This is a genomic window from Streptomyces sp. SID12501, from assembly GCF_010550245.1.
Classification (GTDB): Bacteria; Actinomycetota; Actinomycetes; order Streptomycetales; family Streptomycetaceae; genus Streptomyces.
In genome coordinates, this window is sequence record NZ_JAAGLU010000012.1 from 1 (window position 1) to 17976 (window position 17976).

17 protein-coding genes, 1 tRNA gene and 1 pseudogene are annotated in these 17976 nt (G+C 67.2%); 12 read left to right on the forward strand and 7 right to left on the reverse strand.

The features are described 5' to 3' along the window. Positions 1–125: pseudogene (locus G3I71_RS51115) on the forward strand (integrase core domain-containing protein); the annotation flags it as partial. A gap of 20 nt (positions 126–145) precedes the next feature. On the opposite strand, the gene G3I71_RS15965 reads toward G3I71_RS51115, so the two are convergent. Further along, positions 146–1753, reverse strand: coding sequence for an IS1182 family transposase (locus G3I71_RS15965; protein WP_343242969.1), 1608 nt, complete (start codon positions 1751–1753; stop codon positions 146–148). On the opposite strand from G3I71_RS15965, the gene G3I71_RS15970 reads away from it, so the two are divergent. Together G3I71_RS15970 and G3I71_RS15975 are read left to right on the forward strand one after the other, a co-directional pair. Beyond that, complete coding sequence (locus G3I71_RS15970; RefSeq protein ID WP_164315275.1) at positions 1710–1901, forward strand: helix-turn-helix domain-containing protein; 192 nt, start codon at positions 1710–1712, stop codon at positions 1899–1901. The genes G3I71_RS15965 and G3I71_RS15970 overlap by 44 nt on opposite strands. A 95-nt stretch (positions 1902–1996) precedes the next feature. Further along, complete coding sequence (locus G3I71_RS15975; RefSeq protein ID WP_343242980.1) at positions 1997–3391, forward strand: site-specific integrase; 1395 nt, start codon at positions 1997–1999, stop codon at positions 3389–3391. 240 nt (positions 3392–3631) lie between these two features. On the opposite strand, the gene G3I71_RS15980 is transcribed toward G3I71_RS15975, so the two are convergent. The 5 genes from G3I71_RS15980 to G3I71_RS16000 all read right to left on the reverse strand — a co-directional run bounded on the left by G3I71_RS15980 (position 3632) and on the right by G3I71_RS16000 (position 9396). After that, complete coding sequence (locus tag G3I71_RS15980) at positions 3632–4444, reverse strand: hypothetical protein (RefSeq protein ID WP_164315277.1); 813 nt, start codon at positions 4442–4444, stop codon at positions 3632–3634. A 730-nt stretch (positions 4445–5174) separates the two neighbouring features. Then, the gene (locus G3I71_RS15985; RefSeq protein ID WP_164315279.1) at positions 5175–5600 is read right to left on the reverse strand and encodes a PIN domain-containing protein; all 426 of its coding nucleotides are present in this window, start codon (positions 5598–5600) and stop codon (positions 5175–5177) included. Further along, positions 5597–5800, reverse strand: coding sequence for a hypothetical protein (locus G3I71_RS15990; RefSeq protein ID WP_164315281.1), 204 nt, complete (start codon positions 5798–5800; stop codon positions 5597–5599). Before G3I71_RS15990 ends, G3I71_RS15985 begins: the two co-directional genes overlap by 4 nt. A 2259-nt stretch (positions 5801–8059) precedes the next feature. Continuing rightward, a complete protein-coding gene (locus G3I71_RS15995) occupies positions 8060–8626 on the reverse strand; it encodes a GNAT family N-acetyltransferase (protein WP_164315282.1) in 567 nt (188 codons plus the stop codon). Further along, on the reverse strand, positions 8623–9396 hold the full coding sequence (locus tag G3I71_RS16000) for a GntR family transcriptional regulator (protein ID WP_164315284.1): 774 nt from the start codon (positions 9394–9396) through the stop codon (positions 8623–8625). Before G3I71_RS16000 ends, G3I71_RS15995 begins: the two co-directional genes overlap by 4 nt. Before the next feature lie 254 nt (positions 9397–9650). Here G3I71_RS16000 and G3I71_RS16005 point away from each other — a divergent pair, with 254 nt between their 5' ends. The 5 genes from G3I71_RS16005 to G3I71_RS16025 are packed head-to-tail and all read left to right on the forward strand — an operon-like array spanning position 9651 to position 12964. Beyond that, entirely contained in the window at positions 9651–10058 is a 408-nt protein-coding gene (locus tag G3I71_RS16005; RefSeq protein WP_164315285.1) for an XRE family transcriptional regulator, read from the forward strand. Continuing rightward, positions 10055–10882, forward strand: a complete 828-nt coding sequence (locus G3I71_RS16010) for a hypothetical protein (RefSeq protein WP_343242970.1) — start codon at positions 10055–10057, stop codon at positions 10880–10882. Before G3I71_RS16005 ends, G3I71_RS16010 begins: the two co-directional genes overlap by 4 nt. Positions 10883–10884: 2 nt before the next feature. Next, positions 10885–11325, forward strand: a complete 441-nt coding sequence (locus G3I71_RS16015; RefSeq protein ID WP_164315287.1) for an HNH endonuclease — start codon at positions 10885–10887, stop codon at positions 11323–11325. Next, the gene (locus tag G3I71_RS16020; RefSeq protein WP_164315289.1) at positions 11322–11516 is read left to right on the forward strand and encodes an AlpA family transcriptional regulator; all 195 of its coding nucleotides are present in this window, start codon (positions 11322–11324) and stop codon (positions 11514–11516) included. Before G3I71_RS16015 ends, G3I71_RS16020 begins: the two co-directional genes overlap by 4 nt. Then, complete coding sequence (locus G3I71_RS16025) at positions 11513–12964, forward strand: site-specific integrase (RefSeq protein ID WP_343242971.1); 1452 nt, start codon at positions 11513–11515, stop codon at positions 12962–12964. Before G3I71_RS16020 ends, G3I71_RS16025 begins: the two co-directional genes overlap by 4 nt. Positions 12965–13108: 144 nt before the next feature. Here the strand turns inward: G3I71_RS16025 and G3I71_RS16030 are convergent. Then, positions 13109–13180, reverse strand: a tRNA-Arg gene (locus G3I71_RS16030). Positions 13181–13343: 163 nt separating this feature from the next. Here G3I71_RS16030 and G3I71_RS16035 point away from each other — a divergent pair. The 4 genes from G3I71_RS16035 (at position 13344) to G3I71_RS16050 (ending at position 17971) form a co-directional block, all read left to right on the forward strand. Next, the gene (locus tag G3I71_RS16035) at positions 13344–13829 is read left to right on the forward strand and encodes a response regulator (RefSeq protein WP_343242972.1); all 486 of its coding nucleotides are present in this window, start codon (positions 13344–13346) and stop codon (positions 13827–13829) included. A gap of 221 nt (positions 13830–14050) precedes the next feature. Continuing rightward, positions 14051–15085 (forward strand): ArgS-related anticodon-binding protein NrtL, encoded by a 1035-nt coding sequence (gene nrtL / locus G3I71_RS16040; protein WP_164315292.1) that lies wholly within the window; start codon positions 14051–14053, stop codon positions 15083–15085. 41 nt (positions 15086–15126) lie between these two features. Further along, positions 15127–16518: a diaminopimelate decarboxylase gene (lysA, locus tag G3I71_RS16045; RefSeq protein WP_164315294.1), complete on the forward strand. Its 1392-nt coding sequence runs from the start codon at positions 15127–15129 to the stop codon at positions 16516–16518. Between the two features lie 160 nt (positions 16519–16678). After that, the gene (locus tag G3I71_RS16050; RefSeq protein WP_164315296.1) at positions 16679–17971 is read left to right on the forward strand and encodes a homoserine dehydrogenase; all 1293 of its coding nucleotides are present in this window, start codon (positions 16679–16681) and stop codon (positions 17969–17971) included. Positions 17972–17976: the final 5 nt, after the last annotated feature.

Below are 17976 nucleotides of genomic sequence, written 5' to 3' on the forward strand. Positions count from 1 at the left end.
CCGGACAGTGCTGGGACAACGCCCTCGCCGAGTCGTTCTTCGCCACCATCAAACGGGAGTTGCTCGACACGAGAACCTGGCTCAACCGGGCCGCGGCCCGCACCGCGATCTTCGACTTTGTCGAGGGACCCCGTTGCCCAATTGCTTATGCGGCGAGGTCGAGGGCAGCGAGGTGTGATGTCCGAGTGGGGGCGAGTGGTTGTCCGGTCCACCAGGCGTCGAGTCGGAGCAGGTTGACGGCGGTGGCTGTGAGGATGTGCGCGAGGGCGGTCTTCCCCAGTCCTGCGTATCGGGTTCTGCGCGCGCCGGTGGCTGTGACCGCCTGGTGGATTGTGCCCTCAATACCGGAGCGGATCGCGTAGACGGCCTTCCATTCCTCTGTGGACTGCTCGGCGCGGGCGTGTTCGAGAACGGCGTCTTGATCTTGCGGGCGGACGGTGAGCTGGCGACCGTAGCGTGTCGAGTTGGTGCACTGTCCGCGGGAGGGGCAGGGCGCGCAGGTCTCGGTGGCGAAGCGGATGCGGATCGCGGGTCGCTGGTTGTTGTCGAGGCCCTCGGTCCAGTAACGGCTATGGGAGCCGTCGGGGCAGATTGCCCGATGAGCGTCCCAGTCGATGGTGAAGGATGCTTTGTCGTAGCCGCTTGCTTGGACGGTGCGGCGGGTCATGGGTCGGACTGGGCCGATAACGCGGACGCCTCGCTGGCTGGGCGCCGTGAGCAGGAGTTCCGCGGAGATGTAGCCGGCGTCCATGAGGTGTTCGCCCGGCAGCAGGCCCTTGGCGTCGAGCCGGTCGTGGATCTCGTCGACGACCACGGGGTCGCCGACCGTGGCGTCCGTGGTCACCACGTGAGTGATCAGGTGTGGTCGGCTGGTCTCCCGGGCGTCGCAGGTCTCGGTGAAGTGGACCTTGTAGCCGTCCCAGGCCGAACCGCGCTTGACGGAGTTACGGGCGTCGGGGTCGTAGGGCGAGGTGATCCGTGCTCTGCTGGGCGGGAGATTGTCCTTCCCCCGCCAGGCCACCTCCTGCCCTGCGTCCGTGATCGTGCGTTGGAACTGCTGGAGCCATACCGTCCGCAGGATGCCAACGGCAGGGACCTGCCGCAGCCAGGCGGGGGCACTGGTGGCGAAGGCCGCTTCGAGGAACTGGTAGCCGTCGGCCGCGACGCGCCAGGTCAGTTGGGTTCGCTCGTTTTCGTCGCTGGGCAGTCGGTAGGAGTCGACGCGGGCTCCGTACCTTTCTTGCCAGCCTCGGGGAATCCAGGAGGTGAGCCACTGGGGTGCCGTGACGGCAACCGCCTCCAGGGCGGCCCGCAGGGTCTCGCCGACGAACTCCAGGCGGTTGAGATCCCTCACCGCGGTGAGCACGTGCGTAGAGTCAGTGCGCTGTCGGCCCCGGCCGGACACGAGCCCCAGCTCGTTGAGCCGTTTCAGCAGCGAGTCCAGGATCTTCTCTTCCAGCCCGTGGGCCAGGAGTCGGTCGCGGAAGCCCGTCAGTACGGTGAAGTCGAAGCCAGGGTCGGCCAGTTCGAGGCCGAGCAAGTACTTCCAGTCGATTCTCGCGCGTACGGCGTGGGCAGCCTGGCGGTCCGTCAGGTTTTCCGCGAACTGCAGAGCACCCGCCCCGGCTTTCTGTGTATTTCGTGGTTTCTGTGGCGGCCCGCAGACGCTCCGCTCCCCACCTGCTTGCTCTCTCGCCCAAGGAGGAGTCGTGGCCAAGCCCCGCGACGAGAAGTTGACCATCCCTGAAGTCATCGAAGAGATCGGCGTACCGCTCTCCACGTTCTACCGCTGGCGGCAGCTCAGGAAGGGCCCCCAGGCCATCAAGCTCCCGAACGGCTCGGTGCGCATCCGTCGCTCCGAATTGGATCGCTGGATGGAGACCTTGGAGGAATCCGCGTGAACCACCGCAAGGCCAGCGAGACCAAGGCCGCCCGCAACGGCGGGCGCCCGTCCGGGCCTGAGACACCGGCCCCCACCCTTTCCACCGACGTACGGGTGTGGAAGGTCAACAAGGTGAGGAGCAAGAAGGCGCCGTATCAGCTCCGTTGGACGGTCGCGGGCAAGGTGAAAGCGTCCAGCTTCACCACGGTCGCACTCGCTGAAAGTCGCCGCTCGGAGTTGTGGCAAGCCATGCGCAAGGGCGAGGCGTTCGATGTGGACACCGGCTTGCCAGATTCCGAACTCCGGGCCGCAGCGGCGAAAGAGAACACCAGGCCGGATCCGTCATGGTGGGACTTCTGCCGCGAGTACATGGCAGCGCGGTGGCGTACCACAGCAGCGAAGACGCGTGAAGGCATCGCCGATAGCCTGGCCACAGTGGCGATCGCCATGATGGGCGACGGAGCGAAGGCACCGACACCCGAGGAAGTGCGGCTGGCCGTGCGCTGGACTGTCGTACCGGCCCACAAGGGCGAAGAGCCCCCGCCCGACCTCGTGGCCGTCTGCACGTGGCTCGCCAACCGTTCTCTTCCGCTGTCCGCGTTGACGGACCCGAGAATGCTCCGGGATGTCCAGTACCGGCTTTCCTTCAAGTTGGACGGCACCCCAGCGGCAGGGGAGACGTACAAGCGGCGCCGCCGCGGCTTCAACACCGCAATGGAGCACGCGATCGAATCGGGCTACCTGGACGAAAACCCGCTCGCCAACGTGAAGCGGATCGGATCCACGGGTGGTGAGGTGGTGGATCCTCGGGTCCTGGGCAATGCCGTTCAGGGGAATTCACTTCTCACGGCCGTCTCGTACGTGGGGTCCGTGCACCGCAATCGTGGCCGTCGACTGGTCGCGTTCTTCGGCTGTCAGCTCTACGCCGCAATGCGGCCGGCGGAAGCGGTCGGGTTGCGAGAGAAGGACTGCTATCTGCCCGAGACGGGATGGGGGACCCTCACCCTTCGGGAAACCCGCCCGGTGTCCGGCAAGAAGTGGACCGATTCGGGGCAGCGCCACGACAAGCGGGGGCTCAAGTCGCGTGAGGTCAAGGCAGACCGGCCTGTGCCCGTACCGCCGCTGTTGGTCGCGATGCTCCGTGAGCACGTCAAGGAGTTCGGTACGGCCAAGGACGGCCGGCTCTTCGCCAACGAGCGCGGTGGCGTGCTGGGGACGTCCAGCTACTGGAGGGTGTGGCAGGAAGCAAGACCCATCGCACTCCCACCGGACAAGGCGGATTCTCCGCTCGCGCACCGGCCCTACGACCTTCGGCATACCTGCATCACGAACTGGTTGACCGCTGGTGTCCCGGTGGCCGAGGTCGCCCGTCGTGCGGGCAACTCCCCGGAGGTCATCCACCGGCGTTACGAGGGCTGCATCGACGGCCACGAGGAGGTGAACAACAAGAAGATCGAACAGGCGATGGGGTGGGGTGAGGCGCCCAAGAAGAAAAGCGCCGAAGGGTGATCCTTGCGCGGTGACCGCTGCTGGGGTGTAGCTCCGTTGGAGGGACAGGCTGAGCTGGGGCGTTGGCAAATCGACCGTGCTCGGTGCGGCTGTCCCTCGCTGGAAAGTCGCAGGTAGGCGTGTCGGCCACAACCAAGTCGACCGAGCGGTCGTCTGGTGAGCGGCAGAGCGACCGGAACCGCGATGGGCTGTTCGGCCTAGTCCGTGCCCGGCTAGGAATGCTGCCTATCGCCCCTCCCGCTACTGAGGACTCGCCTCAACCGATCCGTCTGCCGACGCTGCCGCTTGTGTTCCATTTAGCTCACGCTGTCCGGGCGCGACGGAATTTTCCGCAAGTGACGGCATTGATGATGAAGCAAGCTTCATGATCAAGCCTGCCTGCAGTCGCACCTTGATTTTCGGATCGCCCACATCAGTCAGCAGGGCGAGCGCTTGTTCGGTCGATCGTTCGGCTCTCATGTCATCACGAAGTCCGTCTGTCTGAGTGGCCATATGGCGCAGTGCAATATCTGCTCTACGGTGAAAAAGCTGGCCAATCAACATCGTTACAACGCCTGCCGAGCTAGTCACAACGCCAAGGTACAAATCACCCGACGTTTCAGCACGCCAGACGGCAATTGCAATTCCGATCAGGAGGATAGAAGCGCCAAACCCAGCAAATCGCTGACTTGTCACGAAGCTACTTCGCGCCTGCGTCAGCCCGTACGCGTAATATTCGATAAGTAGCTCAGCGAACTTATCGTCATCCACTCTCTGCGTGAGTGTCTGAGGCGACATGCTAGGTTTATTGCTCGACTTCTCAACGAGATTCCTTGGTTTCTCGGAGTCGTCAAGGTCTGCATCCTGCTCGGACTCATCCGGTTGATCTTCTTTTTCAGTGTCACCTGCTTCGGAACTTTCAGCAGCAGCTGGCACAACCAGGGAACGCAAACGCTCTCGTTCCAAACGCAGTTCATAGTCGAAGCGGTCTCGCCTCTGCCGCGTGAGCGACTGCATAGCAAGGCCGGTGAGGAAAGTTGCAGCGAGGAGAGTCGTCTGCAAGTAGTCACCCATCTGTCCCCCGATGGTCCGTGCGAGGTGGGGAGTCTACCGGCCTCTATTGATCAACTTGCATCAATCGCCAAACATGATGATTGAGGCTGTTGCAGGCATAACGGTGGGTGCGCCCGCCATCTTCGCTGTGCCCGCACGGTCTCCACGTAGCCAGCGGGTCCGTGCGACACACCTCTGACACAGATGATGATTGCGTTGCGTCCTGATGCGCTCCCATGCAGGGTGTTAGTTCCTCTAGAGGGACGGCCGCACCAGCACAGAGCTGCGAGTTCACACTTGGGGTGTGACCCTTCCGGTGGGTGTGACACGCCTACCTGCGGCTTTTCAGTGAGGGGCAGCCGCACTGGGCACGGTCGATTTGCCAACGTCCTAGCTCAGCCTGTCCCTCCAGAGGAACACCCCCGCTGCTGAGATCTCACTCGCCACTCACTCGCGAACAGTGACAGACAACGACAAAGAGCCGGACTCAGTGAGACTGAATCCGACTCTTCATACGTGGCACTCGTGCAGGTCAGCGACTTGATCGTGCTGGTAGCTGCAAGGTGCCCCCGGCAGGATTCGAACCTGCGCACACGGCTCCGGAGCACATTCGGAGTTCGGCTTACGAATGGGCTCTGACCAGCTGTTTCCTTGATCACGGACGGAGGGCGGAGCTGTCCTGTATCGCAGATAGTGCGAAGCAGGAGCGACCTACCGCCGTGCGCGGTCGGAGAGGGCCCGCCACGCGGGGCTACAGGTCGTACGGCAGTAGCTCGAACGCGGGTACGTGGTTGGGTCGTACGACGCTGAAATGCCGCCGGTCGACGGTGGCCACCTGCTTTGCCTGCCAGCGTTCCGCGATGGCGACGACGCACGCGTCCGTGCCCCCGAGCGGCAGACTGGCGTACTGCCGCACGAGGTGCGCCATGCGCTCGATGTCGTCGGGCATGATGCCCGTGACCGTGCCGAGCTGTCCGGACGCGAGCGCGTCCAGGAATGCGGCCTCCACCTGGGCTCCGCAGCGCGTACCGATGAGGTGGCATGCTTCCGCGATGACAGGCGCCGGGATCACGAGGTTGCGGGGGTGGACGCTGTCGTACCAACGGGCGCATGCCGCGTGGTGGTCGTCGTCTGCGTCCGCGAGAGCCACGAGCGGGCCCGTGTCGACCACGATCACTCGCCGAACCCTGTCTCCCGCAGAATCTCGTCAGCACGCGCTGACGTGTCGGAGTGCCCGGACCGGCCCATGCCGATGAACGAGGGTCGCGCCGGGCGGGACGCGGGCCCTACGAACGGCCGCAAGGTCTGCACCACGGCGTCGAGGTCGTCATCCGGCACGCGATCGATGAGCGCGTGAAGCTCTTCCCGAGTCGTCATGGTCCCAGGGTAGCCATGGGGCCCGCCGGCGATTCGGCTCTCCCCGCTGAAGAGCCACCGCGACAGCTATCGTTTCGCCCTCGAACCGGTCGCGACAGGTTCCGTTTCTACGGGGAGGCGGCGGGGGAGGCGCCAGGGAGGCGGGGAGTTCTCCCTGAGTGCCTCCCTGGGGTGCCTCCCCGTATCTGACCTGCATAGATCAACGATCAGGGAGGCGGGGAGGCGCGCAGGTCAGACCTCCAAAACCCCCTTTTGAAGGCATCCGCCAGGGGGTGTCTTTGCCTCCCTGGATAGTCCTCCAGATGATTCCGCTTACCCCCGTGCGGCGCCCCCGGTTAAGAGGGGCCGCCCCGTCTCCTCCAGGGTCCGCCACGTCCGCCACGCCGCCACAGTGCAGGCCAGAGGGGGTGATCGCGTGGCGGATCGCTCCCGTGTGGCGGATCGATACCGCCACGTGGTGGTGGAAGAGCTGAAAGGACCGCCCTGCGGGCGGGCGACCTTCGGGCGCCTCAGCGGTCGGGGGTTCCGGCCGGACGGCGGCTGCGGCGCCGCCGGGCATCAGAGCGGCTCTTAGGAGGGGGGCGCTCCCCACCCTCTCCAGAGTCCGCTACCTGCGCTACCGCCGCTACCGTGCAGGTCAGGGGCCTGTTTTGAGGTAGCGGACGGGGTAGCGGTAGCGGATACACCCACACCCCGCACCAGGTTCCGCACACATTGCGCTGAGTCGCGACTCAAGCGACTCAGCGCGTCTCAGTGCAGGTCAGAGAGGGTGTGCCTGAGATGCGCATCGCGACTCACGGACTGCTGAAGACACCACCCCCGCGCCCGGCGGGGGGTGGTGTCTTCTCTTCACCGCCGACGTGCGTGCAGACGGCTTTTACCTGGGGGGCAGGGCAGGGCCCCCGCAAGGTAAAGGCCGTCTGCGGCAATCCAGGCGGGCAGACGGCGACATGGGGCAAGCACAGTCGACGGCTGTCCGTCTCGTGGGGTCACCACAGCTCTTCAGAGGGGGAGCGAGTGGGGCGCCGGCGGGACCTCCCCCCTGAAGAGCCAGTGACGCCTTCCAAGGGGGCGTGGCCCGACCGCCGGCCCTGATGCCCCCTTGGAAGGCGTCACTGACCCTACGGACCGCATTGCCCTGAGTCGCGATACCTGCCCCACGGGTCCCCTCCTGACCTGCACTGAGACGCGCTGAGTCGCTTGAGTCGCGATAGATCAGAAAGTAGGTCCAGCAGTGTCCGGCGGCGAACAGGCCAGCTCGGCATCAAGCGCGCGGACATCGCCGCCACGATTACGCAGCGCAACGAAAAGCAGGACGCCGGATAGCCCTCAAGGGTCGCTAACGCTAGCGGTAGCCGTCGCTAACGTTAGCGACCCTGCTAGCGACCGAAACCATGTCTGATCAGGTTGCTAGCGGCTAGCGGCTCACCTGCGGAAACCTCCGGAACCCTGCCTGAGAGGCCCTGATGGGCCTTGCCCTCCTTGCTATCGCCTGCCTACTCGCTATCACACTCTGTTACAGTTCTAAGCGTGGGCTGAGCCCGTTCGGCGACTGCCGCAAGTGCGACGGCATGGGCCACGCCTTCAAGACCGACCGCAAAGGCAAGACCAAGCGCGGCGGGGTGTGGGTGTATCCGCTACCGCTACCCCGTCCGCTACCTCAAAACAGGCCCCTGACCTGCACGGTAGCGGCGGTAGCGCAGGTAGCGGACTCTGGAGAGGGTGGGGAGCGCCCCCCTCCTAAGAGCCGCTCTGATGCCCGGCGGCGCCGCAGCCGCCGTCCGGCCGGAACCCCCGACCGCTGAGGCGCCCGAAGGTCGCCCGCCCGCAGGGCGGTCCTTTCAGCTCTTCCACCACCACGTGGCGGTATCGATCCGCCACACGGGAGCGATCCGCCACGCGATCACCCCCTCTGGCCTGCACTGTGGCGGCGTGGCGGACGTGGCGGACCTCCCGGAAGAGGGCGGGGAAGGACCGCCCGTCGTTCCACAGGTGAGGTTGGCGCAACAATGCTGTGGGTCGCGGACCATCGCGGACCAAAGCTGTGACCTGCGGTTTTGTGCCGTCTCCGTGCGGACCATTGCGGACCACTCCCCGGCGGCAGGGTGGTCCGCGATGGTCCGCATACGGGTGTCGGTAAAACCGCAGGTCAAACGGGGTGGTCCGCGATGGTCCGCGACCCACAGCATTGTGGGCGCAACTACTGCGGGCCCCATCCGATCTGCTCTTCTTGTCCGAGGCGGCACCGACACAGAGTCACTACGTGAGGGGCAGCGACTGAGGGGCGGGTGTCGCGTCCACGAATCCATGCTCCGCTGGCCGAGCGGGGCGCTGGGCCAGCCACCCCGAGACGCGCGGTCCGCCGTTTACGGCTCCGCCCTCGCGGACGGTGCGGACGTGCTCGAACCCTTGACGAAGGTAGTACTGCTGGAGTCCCTCGTTCGTCGTCCAGGCATCGAGCCTGAGCCACTTCGCCTGAGCCTGGTACGCGCGATCCCCTGCCCAGTCCAGCAGTCGTTCGCCGAGGTTCCGCCCTGCGTGCGTCCGCGCCACGGTCAGCTTGTTGACGAACATGGACGGCTCACTGAGTTTCTCTTCTGCCCAGAGCCCTTCCTCAGCGTCAGGCGTCAGGGTGATGGTCGCTGCGGTCACCTCGCCATCGCGCACCATGAACACGGCACCGGATTTGATGGTGGCCAGCAGTAGGTCAGCCGGATAGGGGCGGCTCCACTGGTCAGTGCCGAGCTTGCCGAGCCAAGCAGCCGCCTCTTGGCGGAATGCGAGAAGCTTGGGCAAGTCGTCCGGCGCGGCTGGGGTGATCTTCACTGAGGCTCGTTCTCGCTCCTGGCGGACAGGTCGCCGATCTCGTAGTTCATCCGGTTCAGGTCGCCCCGGAACGTCGTAACCGTGCATCGGATGGGCCGCTCCTGCGAGTAACCTGTGCGCGTCCACAGCAGCACCGGTACCCCTGCCCCGATCTCCAGCAAACGGGCTTCATCCGGCGTTGGCATACGTGTAGCAATCTCGTCGTAGTAGCCGACTTGCTCGATGCCCAACCCCGCCAGATAGCGGGTTGTCCCCTCGGCGATGTCGCCGGGTTCGGTGAGTCGCGGACCCTTGGATACGAGCCACTCGGGGTATTGCGTGGCCTGAGTCGACCACGGCACGTCATCTACGAATCGGTGACAGAAGCGCAGCACCGACGTGTCTCCCGCTTCGACCTTGAGCCGCTGAGCGATGTACTCCGACGCGGGAGTCATCTCCACCCGGAAGGTCTGATGCGGCCGGCGCCCGGCGTTCGTCACGTCGGTGCTGTACGAGTCGCCGTTCTGCGGGAAGTTCAGGTTCTCGAACCGAGAGGCGTTCAGCTCGAACACCTCGTGCTTCCGGACCTCGTACCCGAGTCCCTGACTCGATGAGATCAGCCCTTCACTGGCCAGCAGTTTCAACCCAGCTCGCACCGTGTTCCGGGACGCGTCGAAGCGTTCCTGAAGGTCGCTCTCTGAGGGCAGACGAGCCCCCGGCGGATACGTGCCGCCGACGATGTCACGGCGCAGGACATCGGCTACCTGGTGGTACTTCGGCTGCTGGGTCATACCCCCATCATGACGCACTCGTGCAACTTGTTGGTACATGACGCACCTCACCTCTTGACGCTTCACGCTCCGGCAGGGCAGCATCAGCACATCGGCTTGTACCAACAAGTTGAGCAGGTGGACCAATAGGCCTAGGCCTGCTCATCTGTGCCGACAGGGAAGCCCCGGCAGCAAGCTCACCGGGGCTCAGAACAGGGGGCGGCTCCCTACCGCCAAGCAGTCAGCCGCCCCCCGACCCTCGAAGGGGCTCTTTCATGTTGCCTGAATTGACCGTGACGGTCGTAGGCACGGTGCCGCGTCAGCCGTCGGAGTTGCAGTCGGCGGATTCGCCGTTGGGGCGGGCGCGGGTAGCCCGTGGCTGGTCACAGGACAAGGTCGTGCGGGCGCTGCTGCTGCTCGCGGACAACTGGGACTGGCAGATCGCTTCCGAGTCGTCGCTGAAGGTGTACATCTCCGACTGGGAGCGCGGGGCGCGCCGTCCGGGCGAGACGTACCGGGTCCTGCTGAGCACCCTGTACCGGGCTACCCCGGAGGAACTCGGCTTCACCGCGCAGCGGCGCGACACCGCCGGGGACGACCTGCGGGCCCGCGTGAATGACCTGGCCGCCATGGTGGAACGCCTCACGTCCGCCCTGAGCGCGGCGCAGGGGGCCACCGCGTGAACGTCGCTCTGAGCGCGCTGTACGCGCAGGTGGCGCCCGCACCGACGCCGGTCATCCCTCTCGTGGAGAGGGACCGGTGTCGGGCGGGGGCGACCCTGCCCACTATCCCCGCCGTCGGGCGGGAACTGACGACGGAGCAGGCGGCGGGCGCACTGTTCGAGGCGTGGGCGGATGAGTTCGCCGTGCCCGTGCCGGACACCGACGTCGTGCACACGGCGCTGAGTGCGGCCGTACGCAAGTTCGGTCCGGCCCGTGTCGACTCCGTCACCGCCGAATTCGTCGAGATGAACCCCCGACAGTACGGGGAGGTGGCGCTGTGCTGGGTGCTCGCCTACCGGCTGGCCCTGTCGTTCTGGTACGAGGGCGCGCGATCGCGTCCCATGACGGTCGGGGAAGCGGCCGTGGCCCTGTACCTGTCGGACGCCTACCGCCACCAGGTCGACCCCGACACCTTCCGGCGCTCCCCGTTGCTGGTCTCCCGCGCGATCCGGCAGGGCGCCGCCCTGGTCCCCACCGAGACGTTGATGCGGCTGGGTGCGGCCATGGGGTGGGAGTTCGTCCCGGCGCTGACCTGCGTGACGCCCGGCGTCACGGACGCGTCACACCAGGACGTGACGGCCATGGCGCCGGGGCGGGACTGGCTGTATCGGCAGGCCCTGCCCGACTGGCGCCGTCGCCGGTTCTGCTTCGATCTGATGCGTGCCGACAGGCGCCAGCCGTCCCCGCTCATCGTCCGTCTGGACGGCGGCGGCTACGAGGTGGGGGCGACCCCTCCGGCGGGCCCTGACGGCACGTGGACGCGGTCGCTGCGGGCGCAGTGGTGACCGTGACCACGGCCGCTCGCCGGATCAAGAGCGAGACGCGCCGCCTGCGTCGGCGGCAACTCGCTGAGCGCCACGGACTGCGCTGCGCCTACTGCCGTCGCCCGTTCGCCACCGAGGGGGAAGCGACGCTCGACCACATCGTGCCCAACTCGCTGTGGCGCACGGCCACGGTCACCGCGCTCGTGCTGGCCTGCCTCGACTGCAACCACCGCAAGGGCGACCGCTTCCCGCTCTCCCTGGCCCTGTTGCTGCTGCGCCAGATCGACCCGACCCGCCCCGTCATCCGCCCGACCGATCTACCGCTACTGGCCCGACTCGCACACGCCAACCACCCGATCCACGCGGCCAGTTGGCCGCCCGACTCGGCCGCGCGTCGGTCGCCCCGTGGCCTGCCCGAATCGACCCCGCACGACCCGATCGAATCCGAGAGGACGGCGGCATGAGCGCCCGCCCGATGGACGAGAAGATGACCGTTTCTGAGGTGCTCGCTGATCTGAAGGTTGCCCCGTCGACCTTCTACCGGTGGCGCCAACTCGGGAAGGGCCCCCGCGCCATCAAGCTGCCGAACGGTGACGTGCGTATCCGCCGATCCGAGTACGAGCGCTGGCTTTCCGAGCGGGAGGACGCTGCGTGAGCACGACTGAAGACACCACCCCCGCCGTTCGCCCGCACGGGTCGGCCCGATCGGGGTACTCCCTCGATGTCCGGCTGTGGAAGGTCACGAGGGTCGACCGGAAGGCGCGTCCGTACCAACTCCGTTGGGTTGTAGGCGGGAAGGTGAACAGCGCGACGTTCGCCACGTCGGCACTTGCCGAGAGCCGACGTTCGGAGCTCCGGCAGGCCATGCGCCGGGGGGAAGCGTTCGAGATCTCCAGTGGACAGCCTGAGTCCGAAGTCCGCGCGGCGGCAACGGCGGCTGAGGCCGAGCCGTCGTTGCGGTGGTTCGAGTTCTGCCGGAAGTACCTGGCAGGGCGGTGGCGCATGAGCGCCGCCAAGACGCGTGAGGGCATGGCGGACGGGCTTGCGGCGGTGGCGCTGGCCATGGTGAAGCGGGAGGGGGCCCCTGACGACACGCACCTACGGCTGGCATTCCGGTGGGGAACCGTTCCCGCGAACGCGGGGGACGATCCGCCGGCCGAACTGAAGGCCGCGTACGAGTGGCTCACGACGGAGGACCGGCCGGTTGCCGACCTGGCCGACGCGGGGGTGTTCGAAGACGTGCTCTACCGCCTCAGCTATCGACTGGACGGCACTCCGGCAGCGGGGGAGACGCACAAGCGGCGCCGCCGCGCCCTGAACACCGCCCTCGAACACGCGGTGGCCACAAAGGAACTCCCGGAGAACCCACTTCAGGGGGCCCACAAGAAGCGCGTGGGTTCCGGTGCGGTGGTGGACCGACGTGTCCTCGTGAACGCCGTACAGGGGCGCCAGTTGCTGACTGCCGTCTCGTACGTCGGCTCATGGGACCGCAATCGTGGGCGGCGCCTGGTGGCGTTTTACGGGGTGCTCTACTACGCGGGGCTGAGGCCCGCTGAGGCGGTGGGGATGAGGCTCTCCGACTGCGACCTCCCGGAGTCGGGTTGGGGCACGCTGACGCTGCGGGAGACGCGTCCCGTCTCAGGCAAGCAGTGGACCGACTCGGGGGAGCGGCACGACCGCCGGGGGCTGAAGGCGCGCGAGGCGGACACGGACCGTCCGGTCCCGATCCCTCCCGTCCTCGTCGCCATCCTTCGGGCCCACCTGAAGGAGTTCGGGACCGCCAAGGAAGGGCGCGTGTTCGGGAACGAGCGCGGGGGAGTCGTCGGCTCATCCACGTACTGGCGTGTGTGGGAGGAAGCACGACTGTTCGCCCTCCCGCCGGACCGTGTCGAATCGCCGCTCGCCGGACGCCCGTATGACCTACGGCACGCCTGCATCACGCGGTGGCTGAACGCAGGGGTCCCGATCGCTGAGATTGCCCGGCGGGTCGGCAACTCGCCAGAGGTGATCCACCGCCGGTATCACGGCTGCATCGACGGACACGAGGAAGCGGCCAACGCGAAGATCACAAAGGCTCTGGAGGAAGAGGGCGACGCGGCCTGAGGGGCGTATCGGGGGTGTATCGCAGATAGTGCGTGAACAGTGAGAGAGAGCAAGAAAGAGCGGGAGTCAGTGAGACTGACTCCCGCTCTCTCATGTCGGCATCCGCACTGGTCAGAGCATGATTCTTGCTGGCTGACTGGCGAGTGCCCCCGGCAGGATTCGAACCTGCGCACACGGCTCCGGAGGCCGTTGCTCTATCCCCTGAGCTACGGGGGCGTGTCCAGCGCGTTGCGCGGTGACGAGTAGAACCCTACCAGCTCGTTCGGGGTGATCAGGAACGGGTTTTGGAGGTCGTGGCGGACCTGGCCGGAGCTCGATCGCGCCCGTGGAAGTGGGGAAAAGCCGGACGCGGTGGCCGGTCTGGACCTACCCTCGACTTGTGCCAGGCGTGTCCGGCCGGGTGCTTGTTGTAGACGACAACAAGGTCATCCGGCAGCTGATCAGGGTCAACCTCGAACTGGAGGGTTTCGAGGTCGTGACCGCGGCTGATGGTGCCGAGTGTCTGGATGTCGTTCATCAGGTGTGCCCCGATGTCGTCACCCTCGATGTCGCGATGCCTCGCCTCGACGGTCTGCGCACCGCCGCCCGGCTGCGTGCCGACCCCCGGACGCGCGACCTGCCCCTCGCCATCATCAGCGCATGTACGCAGTACGAGGTCGAGGCCGGTCTCGAGGTCGGCGTCGACGCGTTTCTCGCCAAGCCCTTCGATCCCGCCGAACTCATCAGCCTCGTACAGGAGTTGGCCGCGCGTGGGCGGGACGACGCTTCGTTCGGGAGCGCCCTCGGACCGCCCCTCGGACCAGCCATCGGCTCCCTCGGCACCCCCACTGAGGCCGAGCGCGCCGGCCGAGGCGCCGTCGGCTGACCCGGGTACCGCCCCGCCCCCCTGTACCTGGGCACTTCTCCGCCGGGACCCAGGACCCGGGCACCGTTCCGCCCCGAACCCGGCACCGCCCCGCCGGCCCCCGGCACCGTCTCCCCGCACCCCCTGTCCCCGTCCGCCCCCTCCGTCCACATGCCGGAACAGCCGCCCCCACCCGCAAACCCAGTCGCCTACCCACCCCCCTCCTCCCATACGCTTGTCCCGTGACCCCCGTCGAGCTCTCCCGTACCGTGCTGTGCGCGGTACGTCGTGCTGTCGACGCGGGAGAGCTGAGTGTCGCCGTCCCCGAACGTGCCGTCGTCGCCGCGCCAGGACCCGGTGGTTCCGGGGACTACGCCACGAACATCGCGCTGCAGCTGGCCAGGCCCGCCGGGCGCACCCCTCGCTACGTCGCCGAAGTGCTGCGCGAGCAGATCAGCGCCGCCCCCGGCGTCCGTGGCGTCGAGATCACCGGGCCCGGATTCCTCAACATCAGCCTCGACAGCGCCGCCCCCGCCGCCCTCGTACGCGAGATCCTCACCCAGGGCCTGCGCTACGGACACAGCGACGCCCTCGCCGGCCAGGTGCTGTCGGTACGGCTGCCCGTCGCGTACGAACCCCGGGCCGAAGTCGTCGCCGACGCGCTCGCACGCATCGTCGCCACCCAAGGCGCCCGCATTCATCTCCATCGAGGCACCGGTGAACAGGGCGAACAGGGTCACCAGGGTGAACAAGGTGGAATGGAGGTCGAGATCCTCGACCTCCGCACGCTTCCGCCCGCCCCCCGCGACCCCGCCACCCTTGGTCCCGACGCCGCCCGCTGGGCCCTCCTTCATCCCGCGCCGCACGACCGGCCCCGTATCGGCGCCGAGCATCTGGTCCAGCGGGAGGGCAACCCCCTCTTCCGGGTGCGTTACGCCTACGCCCGTACCCGCGCCCTCGGTCGCAACGCCGCCGACCTCGGCTTCACCGCGTACGCCGGTGACCTCACCGACGTACCACCTTCGCTTCTTGCTTCCCTCGCCGACCACCCCCGCGTCCTCCTCGGCGCCGCCACCCATCGCGCCCCTGACCGGCTCGCCCGGCATCTCGTCACCCTTGCCGATGCCACGCTCGCCTTCCTTCCCACCGTGCTGCCGCTCGGCGACGAGAAACCCTCGGCCGCCCACCGGGCCCGGCTCGCGCTCGTCGAAGCCGCCGGGACGGTGCTGGCCGGCGGCCTGTCCCTGCTCGGTATCGACGCACCCGAATACCTTTGACATCGAAATACCTCTGACATCACCGAGGAAGCCGCACAGCCATGAGCCGTTCCGCACACCCCGCCGGGCCCCGCCACGCCGATGTACTCCCCGAGGGGCACCCCTCCGCGCCGCCCGCCGACCTCAACCACCTGGACCGGAAGGTCTGGGCGTCGACCGTCACCCGTACGCCCGACGGGGTCGTCAGTGTCGGCGGGATCGAGGTGACCCGGCTCGCCGAGGAGTTCGGGACCCCCGCCTATCTCCTCGACGAAACCGACTTCCGTGAGCGGGCCCGGGCGTGGCGTACCGCCTTCGGGGACGACGCCGACGTCTTCTATGCCGGCAAGGCGTTCCTCTCGCGTGCCGTCGTGCGGTGGCTCCACGAGGAGGGGCTCAACCTTGATGTCTGTTCCGGGGGGGAGCTCACCACCGCCCTCTCCGGCGGTATGCCCGCCGACCGCATCGCCTTCCACGGCAACAACAAGTCCGTTGACGAGATCGAGACCGCCATTCGCGCCGGGGTCGGGCGGATCGTGCTCGACTCCTTCCAGGAGATCGTGCGCGTCGCGCACGTCGCACAGTCCCTCGGCAAGCGGCAGCGCGTGCAGATCCGTATCACCGTCGGGGTTGAAGCTCATACGCACGAGTTCATCGCTACCGCCCACGAGGACCAGAAGTTCGGTATTCCGCTTGCCGGTGGGCAGGCCGCCGAGGCCGTGCGGCGGGCGCTTCAGCTCGATGGGCTCGAGCTGATCGGTATTCACTCGCATATCGGGTCGCAGATCTTCGACATGTCGGGCTTCGAAGTCGCCGCGCATCGTGTTGTGGGGCTGCTCAAGGACATTCGTGACGAGCACGGGGTCGAACTGCCCGAGATCGACCTCGGGGGTGGGCTCGGTATCGCCTACACCAGCGACGACGACCCGCGCGAGCCGCACGAGATCGCCAAGGCGCTCAACGAGATCGTCGGCCGGGAGTGCGAGGGGGCCAAGCTCCGTACCCCCCGTATCTCCGTCGAGCCGGGGCGCGCCATCGTCGGGCCCACCGCCTTCACCCTCTACGAGGTCGGCACCATCAAGCCGCTCGACGGGCTGCGTACGTACGTCTCCGTGGACGGCGGGATGTCCGACAACATCCGGACCGCGCTGTACGACGCCGAATACAGCGTCGCTCTCGTCTCCCGGACCTCCGAGGCGGCGCCCATGCTCGTGCGGGTCGTCGGCAAGCACTGCGAGAGTGGGGACATCGTCGTCAAGGACGCCTTCCTGCCCGCCGACCTGGCACCGGGTGACCTGATCGCGGTGCCGGCGACCGGTGCGTACTGCCGGTCCATGGCCAGTAACTACAACCATGCGCTGCGCCCGCCTGTTGTCGCCGTACGCGAGGGGGAGGCCCGAGTGATCGTTCGGCGGGAGACCGAGGAGGATCTTCTCCGGCTCGACGTGGGGTGACGTGGGGATGACGGCAGAATCGCGGAAGGCGGCGAAAGATCTCCTGTCTTCCGCCGCCCGGAAAACGAAATAGACATCTCACGATCCGGACGATGGGTAGAAACTTCAGTCCGGTGAGTGAGACTTATGAACCGTAGACGGTATGAGGAAACGAGGTCCGATGATGCGTACGCGTCCGCTGAAGGTGGCGCTGCTGGGCTGTGGGGTCGTCGGCTCAGAGGTGGCGCGCATCATGACGACGCACGCCGACGATCTCGCCGCGCGCATCGGTGCTCCCGTCGAACTTGCCGGTGTCGCCGTGCGGCGGCCCTCCAAGGTGCGTGAAGGCATCGACCCCGCCCTCGTCACCACCGACGCCACCGCCCTCGTCAAACGCGGTGACATTGATGTGGTCGTCGAGGTCATCGGTGGTATCGAGCCCGCGCGCTCCCTCATCACCGCCGCCTTCGAGCACGGCGCGTCGGTCGTCTCCGCCAACAAGGCCCTCCTCGCCCAGGACGGCGCCGCGCTCCACGCCGCCGCCGGGGAGCACAACGCGGACCTCTACTACGAGGCCGCCGTCGCCGGTGCCATCCCGCTCATCCGGCCGCTGCGCGAGTCCCTCGCCGGTGACAAGGTCAATCGGGTGCTCGGGATCGTCAACGGCACCACCAACTTCATCCTCGACAAGATGGACTCCACCGGCGCCGGGTATCAGGAGGCCCTCGACGAGGCCACCGCCCTCGGGTACGCCGAAGCCGACCCGACCGCCGACGTCGAGGGGTTCGACGCCGCGGCCAAGGCCGCCATCCTCGCCGGAATCGCCTTCCACACGCGCGTGCGTCTCGACGACGTCTACCGCGAGGGCATGACCGAGGTCACCGCCTCCGACTTCGCCTCCGCGAGGAACATGGGCTGCACCATCAAACTGCTCGCCATCTGCGAGCGGGCCGGGGACGGCCAGTCCGTCACCGCGCGTGTGCACCCGGCCATGATCCCGTTGACGCACCCGCTCGCCTCCGTGCGCGGCGCCTACAACGCGGTGTTCGTCGAGTCCGACGCCTCCGGGCAGCTCATGTTCTACGGGCCCGGGGCCGGCGGTGCGCCGACGGCCTCCGCCGTGCTCGGTGACCTCGTCGCCGTGTGCCGCAACCGGCTCAGCGGGACGACCGGGCCGGGCGAGTCGGCGTACGCCGCGCTGCCCGTTTCGGGCATGGGCGATGTGGTCACTCGCTATCACATCAGCCTTGACGTCGCCGACAAACCGGGTGTTCTCGCCCAGGTGGCCACCGTGTTCGCCGAGCACGGTGTTTCCATCGATACGGTTCGGCAGACCGGCAAGGACGGCGAGGCCTCCCTTGTCGTCGTCACCCATCGTGCGTCCGACGCCGCCCTGGGCGGAACGGTCGAGGCGTTGCGCAAGCTCGACACCGTGCGGGGTGTCGCAAGCATCATGCGGGTTGAAGGAGAGTAACCAGC